Annotated in this window: 12 protein-coding genes; 6 read left to right on the top strand and 6 right to left on the bottom strand. The window is 67.7% G+C overall.

The window, feature by feature from the left end:
• Nucleotides 1–69 precede the first annotated feature (69 nt).
• Entirely contained in the window at nucleotides 70–324 is a 255-nt protein-coding gene (gene crgA, locus OHS70_RS18100) for a cell division protein CrgA (protein ID WP_328398760.1), read from the bottom strand.
• 140 nt (nucleotides 325–464) lie between these two features.
• Between crgA and OHS70_RS18095 the strand changes: the two genes are divergently transcribed.
• From OHS70_RS18095 to OHS70_RS18070, 6 genes are read left to right on the top strand one after another with little or no spacing between them, the layout of a single operon-like run.
• Nucleotides 465–1,232, top strand: a complete 768-nt coding sequence (locus OHS70_RS18095; RefSeq protein WP_328398758.1) for a DUF881 domain-containing protein — start codon at nucleotides 465–467, stop codon at nucleotides 1,230–1,232.
• A gap of 15 nt (nucleotides 1,233–1,247) precedes the next feature.
• Nucleotides 1,248–1,961 (top strand): class E sortase, encoded by a 714-nt coding sequence (locus tag OHS70_RS18090; protein ID WP_328405718.1) that lies wholly within the window; start codon nucleotides 1,248–1,250, stop codon nucleotides 1,959–1,961.
• Between the two features lie 56 nt (nucleotides 1,962–2,017).
• Nucleotides 2,018–2,191 carry a hypothetical protein gene (locus tag OHS70_RS18085; RefSeq protein ID WP_328398756.1) on the top strand — a complete coding sequence of 58 codons (174 nt, stop codon included), beginning with the start codon at nucleotides 2,018–2,020 and terminating at the stop codon, nucleotides 2,189–2,191.
• On the top strand, nucleotides 2,188–2,826 hold the full coding sequence (locus OHS70_RS18080) for an aminodeoxychorismate/anthranilate synthase component II (protein WP_328398754.1): 639 nt from the start codon (nucleotides 2,188–2,190) through the stop codon (nucleotides 2,824–2,826). The genes OHS70_RS18085 and OHS70_RS18080 overlap by 4 nt, the downstream gene beginning before the upstream one ends.
• Nucleotides 2,823–3,983, top strand: coding sequence for a class E sortase (locus OHS70_RS18075; protein WP_328398752.1), 1,161 nt, complete (start codon nucleotides 2,823–2,825; stop codon nucleotides 3,981–3,983). The genes OHS70_RS18080 and OHS70_RS18075 overlap by 4 nt, the downstream gene beginning before the upstream one ends.
• 52 nt (nucleotides 3,984–4,035) lie before the next feature.
• Complete coding sequence (locus OHS70_RS18070) at nucleotides 4,036–4,713, top strand: class E sortase (RefSeq protein ID WP_328398750.1); 678 nt, start codon at nucleotides 4,036–4,038, stop codon at nucleotides 4,711–4,713.
• A gap of 106 nt (nucleotides 4,714–4,819) precedes the next feature.
• Here OHS70_RS18070 and pknB read toward each other — a convergent pair whose 3' ends face one another.
• From pknB to OHS70_RS18045, 5 genes are all read right to left on the bottom strand, one after another.
• Nucleotides 4,820–6,802 (bottom strand): Stk1 family PASTA domain-containing Ser/Thr kinase, encoded by a 1,983-nt coding sequence (gene pknB, locus OHS70_RS18065; RefSeq protein WP_328398748.1) that lies wholly within the window; start codon nucleotides 6,800–6,802, stop codon nucleotides 4,820–4,822.
• A 168-nt stretch (nucleotides 6,803–6,970) separates the two neighbouring features.
• Complete coding sequence (locus OHS70_RS18060; RefSeq protein ID WP_328398746.1) at nucleotides 6,971–8,428, bottom strand: peptidoglycan D,D-transpeptidase FtsI family protein; 1,458 nt, start codon at nucleotides 8,426–8,428, stop codon at nucleotides 6,971–6,973.
• Nucleotides 8,425–9,840: an FtsW/RodA/SpoVE family cell cycle protein gene (locus OHS70_RS18055; protein ID WP_328398744.1), complete on the bottom strand. Its 1,416-nt coding sequence runs from the start codon at nucleotides 9,838–9,840 to the stop codon at nucleotides 8,425–8,427. Before OHS70_RS18055 ends, OHS70_RS18060 begins: the two co-directional genes overlap by 4 nt.
• A 26-nt stretch (nucleotides 9,841–9,866) precedes the next feature.
• Nucleotides 9,867–11,357: a Stp1/IreP family PP2C-type Ser/Thr phosphatase gene (locus OHS70_RS18050; RefSeq protein ID WP_328398742.1), complete on the bottom strand. Its 1,491-nt coding sequence runs from the start codon at nucleotides 11,355–11,357 to the stop codon at nucleotides 9,867–9,869.
• Nucleotides 11,358–11,486: 129 nt separating this feature from the next.
• Nucleotides 11,487–11,999: an FHA domain-containing protein FhaB/FipA gene (locus OHS70_RS18045; RefSeq protein WP_328398740.1), complete on the bottom strand. Its 513-nt coding sequence runs from the start codon at nucleotides 11,997–11,999 to the stop codon at nucleotides 11,487–11,489.
• Between the last annotated feature and the right edge of the window lie 2 nt (nucleotides 12,000–12,001).

The following is a 12,001-nucleotide window of genomic DNA, read 5'->3' as shown; positions in this document are numbered from 1 at the left end:
AGACCTTTTCCCCCGCTGTGGACAACGGTGTGGATAACTCAGGGCAGGGCTTGACGTGCTACAGAGCGGCTACTTCCACTGGGTGGAGACGCCGAAGCCGGCCGCGATGAAGCCGAAGCCGGCCACGATGTTCCAGTTGCCGAAGCTCTTGATCGGCAGGCTGCCCTCGGTCACGTAGAACAGAACGATCCAGGCGAGCCCGATCAGGAACAGTGCGAGCATCACTGGGGCGACCCAGCTGCGATTCGTCAGCTTTATGTTCGCCGCCTGCTTCGCCGGAGGCGGCGTGAAGTCGGCCTTCTTGCGGATACGTGACTTCGGCACGAGGGACTCTCCTGTCGATGCGCTGCGTGACCGCGCAGGGAACTGTGGCTGGCGCCGGGGCGGGAGCGAGGGGGGCCACTGCCTCCCCCGGGCGTCCGTTAGCGTAGTCCTTCCTCGGCGCCGAAGGAGATAAGGGTACGTTGAGCAATTCTGCCGACTCCCCCGGAGGGCCGGTCCGCCGATCACGGTGGAAGCCGGTCCGGCTGCTGACGGCTGCTGTCTTCGCCCTCGCGGGCCTCATCTTCGTGACCAGTTTCAACACGGCCAGAGGCACCGATCTGCGGACGGACGCCTCGATGCTCAAGCTCTCCGACCTGATCAGGCAGCGCAGCGAGAAGAACGGCACGCTCGAGGAATCGATGGTGGCGGTGCGCGAGGACGTCGACGCGCTGGCCCAGCGCGACGACGGCTCCACCCGCGCGGAGGACGCCAAGCTCAAGGCGTTGGAGAAGGCGGCGGGCACCGAGGCGATCAGGGGCGGGGGGCTGACCGTCACACTGAACGACGCCCCGCCGAACGCCCGGGCGGCGCCCGGTTACCCCGAGCCGCAGGCCAACGACCTGGTCATCCACCAGCAGGACCTGCAGGCGGTCGTCAACGCCCTGTGGGAGGGCGGTGCACGGGGCATCCGCGTCATGGACCAGCGGCTGATCTCCACCAGCGCCGTGCGGTGTGTGGGCAACACACTGATCCTCCAGGGCCGCGTCTACTCGCCGCCGTACAAGATCACCGCGGTCGGTGACCGGAAGGCGCTCAAGAAGGCGCTCGGACAGTCGCCGGCCATCGAGAACTACCAGCTGTATGTGCAGGCGTACGGCCTGGGCTGGAAAGTGGACGAGCACGAGGCGGTGACTCTTCCCGGCTACTCGGGCACAGTGGATCTCCACTACGCGAAGCCCGTCGGGTAGAGCTTGGGGGAGCCGGTGTCGGTGCGGGTGCTGGTGCGGACCGTCAGCGAACTGTGCATCACCGTCGGCACCCTGATCGTGCTCTTCGTGGTGTACGTGCTGTTCTGGACCGGGATCAAGGCGGACAGCGCCACGGACGGGCAGATCGACCGGCTCGAACGGACCTGGGCGAAGGCCCCCGTCGAGGCCCCGGCCGCGGGGGGCGGCACCGAAGCGGGCACTGTGCCTGCCCCCGAGGCATACGAGAGCGGCAGACCCTTCGCCGTGATGTACGTCCCGCGCTTCGGCCGGGGGTGGGACTGGCCCGTCCTGGAGGGCACCGGAGTCGGCGTCCTCAAGAAGGGGCTCGGTCACTACGAGTCCACCGCCCGGCTCGGCGAGCCGGGCAACTTCGCGGTCGCGGGCCACCGGCGCACCTACGGAGACCCGTTCAAGGACTTTCCGCGGCTGCGCCCGGGGGACGTCGTGGTGCTGTCGGACGGCACGACCTGGTTCACCTACCGGATTGTGAACAAGCCGTACCGGACCGTCCCGGGTGACGTCGGGGTGATCGGCTCCGTACCCCGGCCGCTCAGGGACGACGTGGCCCCGTTCGACGCGCCGGGGCGCTATCTGACGCTGACGACCTGTGAGCCGGAGTGGGGCAGCAGCCACCGGCTTGTCGTCTGGGCCCATCTGGATGCCACGCAGCCTGTGACGGACGGCAAGCCGCCAGCTTTCCACAGCTGACCCACGGGCCCCTGGTGCCCTTTAGTCTGGTCCCGTACCGAACGGAGAGGGACAGCATGTACGGCTGGATCTGGCGGCATCTGCCGGGCAACGTGTGGGTGCGGGCGATCATTTCGCTCGTGCTGGTCCTGGCGGTCGTCTATGTGCTGTTCCAGTACGTCTTCCCGTGGGCGGAGCCGCTGCTTCCGTTCAACGACGTGACGGTCGACGGGGAAGGGACGGGACAGTGAGCGCGCGCATTCTCGTGGTGGACAACTACGACAGCTTCGTCTTCAACCTCGTCCAGTACCTCTACCAGCTCGGCGCCGAGTGCGAGGTCGTGCGCAACGACGAAGTGGCCCTCGAGCATGCCCAGGACGGCTTCGACGGCGTGCTGCTCTCCCCCGGACCCGGTGCGCCCGAACAGGCCGGTGTGTGCATCGAGATGGTGCGCCACTGCGCGAAGACGGGCGTGCCCGTCTTCGGCGTCTGCCTGGGGATGCAGTCGATGGCGGTGGCGTACGGCGGCGTGGTGGACCGCGCCCCGGAGCTGCTGCACGGCAAGACGTCCCTGGTCACACACGGGGGCAAGGGTGTGTTCGCGGGGCTGCCTTCGCCGTTCACGGCAACCCGGTACCACTCACTGGCCGCCGAGCCGGCCGACCTTCCCGACGAGCTGGAGGTCACCGCACAGACGGCGGACGGGATCATCATGGGGCTGAGGCACCGTGAACTGGCCGTCGAGGGCGTGCAGTTCCACCCCGAGTCGGTCCTCACCGAGCATGGCCATCTGATGCTCGCCAACTGGCTGGTGCAGTGCGGCGACGCGGGAGCGGTCGGACGTTCGGCGGGGCTCGCACCGGTGGTGGGCAAGGCCGTGGCGTGAGTGCCGTGCGCCCGGGGCACGAGCACGATCACGAGTACGAGCGGGAGTACGAGTACGACTACGAACGTGTTTACGACCCGCTGACTGCCCCGATGCCCCAGGCGCAGCAGTCCCCGCAGCAGCCGCAGGAGTGGTACGACCCCGAGGGATACCAGCGGGACTGGTACGCCCAGCCCGACCCCGCCATGGGGGCCGTGCCGGCCCAGGCATCCGTACCGGAACCCGAGCAGCTGCCGGTCTTCGATCCCGTCCCGGTGCCGGACGACGAGACGGTCGCCCTGCGCACATCGGACACGCGGCGCGCCACGGAGCCCCTGCCAGGTCCCGGCCGGGCCGAGCGCCGCAGAGCGGCCAAGGGGCGGGGCCACAGGCGCACAGGGGCCCCCGCGGCTGCTCAGGGGGCTTCCACGGCCGCTCAGGGAGCCTCCGGCGGGTCCGTGAAGCCGATGTCGCGCCTCGAGGCCCGTCGTGCGGCACGTGCGCTGAAGGACAGCCCGGCGGTCATCGCCAGCCGCGCCATCGGCGAGCTGTTCATCACCTTCGGTGTCCTGATGCTGTTGTTCGTCACGTACCAGTTGTGGTGGACGAACATCCTCGCCGGTCAGGAGGCCAACGCCGAGGCCAACAAGATCCAGGACGGCTGGGCCAAGGGCCGCAAGCCTGATGCGTTCGAACCGGGCCAGGGATTCGCCATCATGTACATCCCCAAGCTGGATGTCGTGGTGCCGATCGCGGAGGGCATCAGCAAGAAGAACGTCCTCGACCGCGGGATGGTCGGTCATTACGGCGAGGGGAAGCTGAAGACCGCGATGCCCGAGGACAAGCTGGGCAACTTCGCGCTCGCCGGCCACCGCAACACCCACGGTGAACCGTTCCGCTACATCAACCAGCTCGACAAGGGCGATCCGATCGTCGTCGAGACGCAGGACGCCTACTACACGTATCGGATGGAGAGCATCCTTCCCCAGACGTCTCCGTCGAACGTGAGCGTGATCGGTCCGGTGCCGCCGGGCTCCGGGTTCACCGGGCCGGGCAGGTACATCACACTGACGACGTGTACGCCGGAATTCACGAGTACGTATCGCATGATCGTGTGGGGCAAGATGGTCGAGGAACGGCCGCGCAGCAAGGGCAAACCCGACGCACTGGTCGGCTGACACCGACGCTCGAACGCTCATCGCCAAGGACTTCAAGACGGGATCAGGTGCAGTGGCACGTGCTCGAGGCCGGATCGCCGGCGCCATCAGTGTGTTCGGAGAGCTCCTGATCACCGCGGGTGTGGTGCTGGGGCTGTTTGTCGTCTACTCGCTGTGGTGGACCAACGTCCTCGCCGACCGCGAGGCCGCCAAGCAGGGAGACCGGATCCGCGACGACTGGGCCAACAGCGGGCCGGGCGCGCTCGACACCAAGGACGGCATCGGCTTCCTCCACGTACCCGCCATGGACGAGGGCGAGGTCCTGGTGAAGAAGGGCACGGACACCGAAGCCCTCAACAACGGTATCGCGGGCTACTACACGGACCCGATCAAGTCGGCGCTCCCCTGGCACGCCAAGGGCAACTTCACGCTGGCCGCGCACCGGGACGGGCACGGTGCGAAGTTCCACAACATCCACAAGCTCAGGAACGGCGACCCGATCGTCTTCGAGACCCGGGACACCTGGTACGTCTACAAGGTCTTCAACAAGCTCCCCGAGACCTCGAAGTTCAACGTGGACGTGCTGCAGCCGGTCCCGAAGGAGTCGGGCAAGAAGAAGCCGGGCCGCTACATCACGCTGACGACCTGCACGCCGGTGTACACGTCGAACTACCGCTACATCGTGTGGGGAGAGCTGGAGCGCACGGAGAAGGTCGACAAGAACCGCACGCCGCCGGCGGAGCTGCGCTGAGCGGCTCCACGGGACAGTACGCCCGGCTCCACGGACAGTAAGCGGAAGGCCCCGGCACCCTTGGTGGGTGCCGGGGCCTTGTCTTTACTACGGGCCGGTCGGTGCCTCAGTCGCCGTCGTTGCCGCCGATGAAGCCGCCGCCGTTGTTGCCGCCGTTGTTGCCCCCGCCGCCTACGGTGGTGAGGGTCACCGTGGTGGTGGCCGGGTCGACCGGCGTGCCGGGCGCCGGGTCGGAGTTGAAGACCACGGCGTTGTCGTCCGGCGTGCTGCCCGGGGCGAACGCGACCGTCTTGAAGCCGGACGCCTGGAGCATCTGCTTGGCCTGGGCGACCGTGACGCCGCGGATCTGCGGGACGGGGACCTGCGTCGGCTGCGCCGGGCCCTTGGAGACTTCCAGCGTGATCTTGGTGCCCTTGGGCGCCTTGCCGGTCTGGCTCTGGGTGACGACCTGGTTCAGCGGCTTGTCCGACTCGACATCGACCCGCACGACCTCGAACCCGAGCGTCTTGAGCTGGCTCTCCGCGTTGGCGAAGTCCTGGCCGACGACATCCGGAATGTCCTGCTTGGACTGCTTGGCGACCGTCAGGGTCACCGTAGTGCCCTTCTCGGCCTTGGTCTCGCCCGCCGGATCCTGCTTCAGGACCGTGCCGGGCTCGGCGGCGTCCTCGACTTCCGTGACCTTGACGTCGAACTTCTTCTTCTCCAGGATCTCCGTCGCCCGGTCCACGTCCTTGTCGACGACGTCGGGGACCTCGACCAGGGGCGCGCCTTCGGAGACGACGACCTGGATGGTCTCGCCCTCCTGCATCTGGCCGCTGGCCGGGTTCTGGCTGCAGATACGGTCCTTGGGCTGGTCGCAGCGCTGGGTGCCCGACCGTTCGACGGTGACGTGGGAGTTCTTTGCCAGGTCCTTCGCCTCTTCGAAGGTACTGCCCACCAGCTGTGGCACATTCACCTTGTTGGCGTCGTCGTCGCCGCCGCCGAACACGGACCTGCCGATCAGGATGGCACCGATCAGCACCAGGATGCCGGCGACCACCAGCAGGATCGTCGAGGTGTTGGACTTCTTCTGCCGGCGGCGGTCGGGGCGGTCGTCATAACCGCCGAAGCCGCCGTCATCGGGGTTCATGGGCGGGAGCATCGACGTCTGCCCGCCCGGGTCGGCCTGGCGCAGCGCGGTGGTGGGCTGGTCCTCGCCGCCGTAGCCGCCGTAGCCGACCGAGCCCATTGCCGCAGTCGCCGCGACCGGCTGTCCGTCGAGGCAGGCCTCGATGTCGGCGCGCATCTCGTCGGCGGACTGGTAGCGGTAGTCCGGGTCCTTGACCAGGGCCTTGAGCACGATCGCGTCCATCTCGGGCGTGATCTCGGGGTCGAAATTGCTCGGCGGCTGCGGCTCTTCCCTTACGTGCTGGTAGGCCACCGCCACCGGGGAGTCGCCCACGAAGGGCGGACGCACGGTGAGGAGCTCGTAGAGCAGGCAGCCGGTGGAGTACAGATCCGAGCGCGCGTCGACCTGCTCGCCCTTGGCCTGCTCCGGGGAGAGGTACTGGGCGGTGCCGATCACGGCCGCGGTCTGGGTCATGGTCATGCCGGAGTCACCCATGGCGCGGGCGATGCCGAAGTCCATGACCTTGACCTGGCCGGTGCGCGTCAGCATGACGTTCGCCGGCTTGATGTCGCGGTGGACGATCCCGTTGCGGTGGGAGTACTCGAGGGCCTGGAGGATGCCGATGGTCATCTCCAGCGTGCGCTCGGGCAGCAGCTTGCGGCCCGAGTGCAGCAGCTCACGCAGCGTGGAGCCGTCGACGTACTCCATGACGATGTACGGGATCGAGACCCCGTCCACGTAGTCCTCGCCGGTGTCGTAGACAGCGACGATCGCAGGGTGGTTGAGCGAGGCGGCGGACTGGGCCTCCCGGCGGAACCGGGCCTGGAAGGACGGGTCGCGGGCGAGGTCGGCCCGTAGCGTCTTCACGGCGACGGTGCGGCCGAGCCGGGTGTCGTGGGCGAGGTAGACCTCGGCCATCCCACCGCGGCCGAGCACCGAGCCCAGTTCATACCGGCCGCCGAGGCGACGCGGCTCTTCCATAACAGTTCCAGCCCTCTCCGTCAGTCCCGACCGCACCCTCGTGTGGCCCGCCGGTGTGCTGTTCGCGCATACGCTACCGGGCACGTCCGGCTTGATCCGACCCCAACCGTCAGCTGATACCCGACCGGTATCGCAAAGTGCAGGTATGGAGGCCGGGCGTGATCCTCGTCACTTCTCGCTCTCCAGTACCGCATTCATCACTGCCTTGGCGATCGGGGCGGCCAGGCCACCGCCGGAGATGTCGTCACGGCGGGCGTTGCTGTCCTCGACCACGACCGCGACGGCGACCGGCGATCCGTTCTCGCCCTTGGCGTACGAGATGAACCAGGCGTAGGGGTTCTTGCTGTTGTTCTCGCCGTGCTGCGCGGTACCGGTCTTGCCGCCGACTTTCACGCCGTCGATCGCCGCGTTGGTTCCGGTGCCGTTCTCGACGACGTTCTCCATCATCTGCTGGAGCAGCTGGGCGTTCTCCGGGGAGATCGGACGGCTCATCTCCTCCGGTTCGGTCTGCTCGATGACGTCGACGTTCGGGGACTCGAGTTTGTCGATCATGTACGGCTTCATCAGCTTGCCGTCGTTGGCGATGGCGGCGGTGACCATGGCCATCTGCAGCGGGGTGGCGGCGGTGTTGAACTGGCCGATGGACGACAGGGCGTTCTGCGGCCTGTCCATCTTCTTGTCGTAGACCGATGCCGACGTGCGCACGGGGACGAAGGCCTCGCTGTTGAAGCCGAACTTCTCGGCCATCTCCACCATCTTGTCGCGGGTGACGTCGTCACCGAGCTTCGCGAAGACGGAGTTGCAGGAGACCTCCATGGCCCGGTTCAGCGTCGCGTTCTCGCAGCCGCCGGCGTGGTTGACCATCTCGGTGCGCGTGTTCGGCAGGATGTACGGGTCAGGGGTTTTGGTCGGCTCGTTGATGTCGGAGACCTTGCCGTACTCCAGGGCTGCCGCGGCCGTGATCACCTTGAACGTGGATCCGGGCGGGTAGACCTCGCGCAGGGCCCGGTTGAGCATGGGCTTGTCTTTGTCCTTGTTGAGCGCGTTCCAGGCCTTCGCGTCCTTGTCGCGGTAGCCGGCGAAGGAGCTGGGATCGTACGAAGGCGTGGACGCCAGCGCGAGGATCTTGCCGGTCCGCGGGTCGATGGCCGCGACGGCACCCTTCTTGTCGCCGAGGCCCTCGAAAGCGGCCTTCTGAGCGGCGGCGTCCAGCGTGGTGACGACATTGCCGCCCTTCTTCTTGTCGCCCGTGAACATCGCCATGGTGCGGTCGAAGAAGAGCCGGTCGGAGTTGCCGGTGAGGATGCCGTCCTCGATCTTCTCGATCTGGTTGGCATCGAATGCCTGCGAGGCGTAACCGGTCACCGGCGCCCACATCGGGCCGTTGACATAGGTGCGCTTGTATTCGAAGTCGGTGTCGTTGGTCTTGACCGAACCGGTGATCGCCTTGCCCTCGACGACGATGTTGCCGCGCTCGTTGGCGTACCGCTCGATCTGGATCCGGCGGTTCTTGCTGTTGGCGTTCAGGTCGTCGGCCTCGACGTACTGGAGCCAGTTGGTGCGCACCAGCAGGGCAAGGACGAGCAGTCCACAGAAGATCGCGATCCGGCGCAGGGGCTTGTTCACGGTCGGACCACCTGGGTCATCTCGGCGTCGGGCGACGGAGCGGGAGCGGGCGCGGGACGGCGGGCGGTGTCGCTGATCCGGATCAGGATGGCGATGAGCGCCCAGTTCGCGAGCACGGAAGAGCCACCGTAGGCGACGAACGGCATCGTCATGCCGGTCAACGGGATGAGACCCATGACACCACCGGCGACGACGAAGACCTGGATGGCGAAGGCGCCGGACAGTCCGATGGCGAGCAGCTTGCCGAACGGGTCGCGGGCGGCGAGTGCCGTGCGCACGCCGCGTTCCACGATCAGTCCGTAGATCAGCAGGAACGCCATCATCCCGGCCAGCCCGAACTCCTCGCCGAAGGAGGAGAGGATGAAGTCGGAGTTGGCGGCGAAGCCGATGAGGTCGGAGTCGCCTTGGCCGAGCCCTGTGCCGAGGGTTCCGCCGGCGCCGAAGGACATCAGCGCCTGACCGATCTGATCGCTCTGCTCCCAGGTGCTCTGGGCGAAGGGGTTGAGCCAGAACTCCACGCGCTGCTGGACGTGCGGCTCGAACGAGGCGACACCGACCGCGCCGACGGCGGACATCAGCAGACCGAAGACGATCCAGCTGGTGCGCTCGGTGGCCACATAGAGCATGATCACGAAGAGTCCGAAGAACAGCAGCGAGGTGCCGAGGTCGGTCTCGAAGACGAGGATCAGGATGGACATCGCCCAGACCACGAGGATGGGACCGAGGTCCCGGCCGCGCGGCAGGTAGAGGCCCATGAAGCGCCGACTGGCCAGGGCCAGGGCATCTCTCTTCACCATCAGGTAGCCGGAGAAGAAGATCGCAATGATGATCTTGGCGAACTCGCCGGGCTGGATGGAGAACGGGCCCAGGCTGATCCAGATCTTGGCGCCATTCACGGCAGGGAAGAACATCGGCAGGACCAGCAGGACCAGTGCCGCTGCCATCGAGATATAGGTGTAGCGCTGCAGGATACGGTGGTCCTTCAGCAGCATCAGCACCGCGACGAAGAGCGTGATGCCGATGGCGGAGTACATCAGCTGCTTGGGGGCGTCGGGGCTGAAGCTTCCTTCACCGTATCGGGACTCGATGCGCTGGATCAGCCGCTGCGACTGGTCCAGCCGCCAGATCATCACCAGACCGAGCCCGTTGAGCAGTGCCGCCAGCGGCAGCAGCAGCGGGTCGGCGTACTTGGCGAACTTGCGCACCACGAGGTGGGCGACACCGGCGAGCAGGCCGATGCCGAACCCGTAGCCGAGTACTCCTGCGGGCAGTTCGCCGTCGAGGGCGAGGCCCACGTTGATGTACGCGAACACCGGGATGGCTACGGCGAACCCCAGCAGCATCAGCTCGGTGTTGCGTCGGCTCGGTGCGTCGATCGCGCCGATCGTGGTGGTGTTGGTGACAACGCTCATGGTGGAGAAGGCCCCCTACGGCCTGGTTACTGCTTGCCGCAGTTCGAGGCCAGCTTCTGCTCCTCCTCCGAGAGGGTGGGACCCGGAGAGGGAGTAGCTGCGGTCGGCTTGGTCTTGGCGTTCTGGGACTCGGGTGTGCCGGCGGTGCCGCCTGCCTCACCCTCGCCCGGTGGCGGGGTGCTCACGCGGTCGGCCGCTTCCCGGCGCTGCTCGTCCTTCTTGCAGGCGGCCGCCTGGTCGGCGAGCTCTTCGATCTTGGCGCGGGCCTTGCCGAGGCCGTCCTCGGTGATCGTCGCCTCGACCTGCTTGCGCTGGTAGGGCGGGAGGTACTTGAGTTCGATCTCGGGATGGTCCTTCTCGACCTCCGAGAGCGAGACCCAGGCGAGGTCCTGGCTGATGCCCCGGTAGAGCGCGACGTGCTCGCCCTTGGTGCCGACGTAGTACTGGGTCTGGGTCCAGCGGTAGCCGCCGTACAGACCGCCGCCGATCACGCCCAGGGCGAGGACGAGGTAGAAGGAGCGCTTCAGCCACTTGCGGCCGCCGCGCTGCTTGACGAAGTCCTCGTCGGTGAAGGCGTCGAAGCTGCCCTCGGGCGGCATGCCGCCGTAGCCGACGTCGCCGCTGCCGGGCGGGCCGAAGGCGCCGCCGGGGGGCGGGGCCTGGCGGCCGAGGCCCGCGGCGCGTCCCGCGGGGGTCTGCATGGCGCCGCCGTCGTTCAGCTGGTGCTGGTTCTCGGCGACCGCGCCGACGACCACCGGGGTGTCGCTGAGCTGCCCGGCGAGGGTGTCGCCGGAGTCGGTGTCGAGGACGTCGGCGACGATGCAGGTGATGTTGTCGGGGCCACCGCCGCGCAGGGCGAGCTGGATCAGATCCTGCACGGTCTCCTGCGGGCCCTGGTAGCTGGCGAGGGTGTCCTCCATCGTCTGGTGCGACACGACGCCGGACAGACCGTCGGAGCAGATCAGATAGCGGTCGCCGGCACGGACCTCGCGGATGGAGAGGTCGGGCTCGACGTGGTCGCCGCTGCCCAGCGCGCGCATCAGCAGGGAGCGCTGCGGGTGGGTGGTGGCTTCCTCTTCGGTGATGCGGCCCTCGTCGACCAGCCGCTGCACCCAGGTGTGGTCCTGGGTGATCTGGGTCAGCACACCGTCGCGCAGCAGATACGCACGCGAGTCGCCGACGTGCACGAGGCCGAGCCGCTGCCCGGTCCACAGCAGGGCGGTGAGCGTGGTGCCCATGCCCTCGAGCTGGGGGTCCTCCTCGACCATCACACGCAGCTGGTCGTTGGCCCGCTGCACGGCGGTACCGAGCGAGGTGAGGATGTCGGAGCCCGGCACATCGTCATCGAGCTGGACCAGCGTGGAGATGACCTCGGAGGAGGCGACCTCGCCGGCGGCCTGGCCGCCCATGCCGTCGGCGATCGCGAGAAGGCGCGGGCCGGCGTAGCCGGAGTCCTCGTTGCCCTCCCGGATCATGCCCTTGTGCGATCCGGCGGCGAAACGCAGAGACAGACTCATGCGCACCTCGCCCGTCGGCTCGGGGTACAGCCGGTCTCGAGCCACACTGCCCACCCTCCGGTCGGGAGCCCTTCCCGGTCCGCTGCCGGGACCCCTGCGGCTCGCTCGCTCCGCTCGCTCATTGTCGTACTACTTCCGCAGCTCGATGACGGTCTTGCCGATGCGGATCGGCGCGCCCAGCGGAATCGGTGTCGGGGTGGTGAGTCGGGTCCGGTCGAGATACGTGCCGTTGGTGGACCCGAGATCCTCGACGATCCACTGGCCGTCACGGTCCGGGTAGATCCTGGCATGCCTGCTGGACGCGTAGTCGTCGTCCAGCACGATTGTGGAGTCGTGCGCCCGGCCCAGGGTGATCGTCTGGCCCTGGAGGGCGACCGTCGTGCCGGTGAGTGTTCCTTCGGACACCACCAGTTTGGTCGGCGCCCCACGGCGCTGGCGGCCCGCGGCCTGCTGGCGCTGCTGCGGCGGCGCAGCGGGCTGGCGCGCCTGCTGCGGACGCGGCTCGGCGTTGCGGCGTGAGCCGCGCTGCGTGACGCGCGTACCGAACAGGTCGCTGCGGATGACCTGTACGGCCACGATGACGAACAGCCACAGAACGGCCAGAAAACCTAGCCGCATGACCGTCAGGGTCAGCTCTGACATTG

The organism is Streptomyces sp. NBC_00390 (assembly GCF_036057275.1).
Classification (GTDB): domain Bacteria; phylum Actinomycetota; class Actinomycetes; order Streptomycetales; family Streptomycetaceae; genus Streptomyces.
Note: the sequence above shows the minus strand (reverse complement) of the source record. Positions and strands in the feature narration are given on the sequence as shown.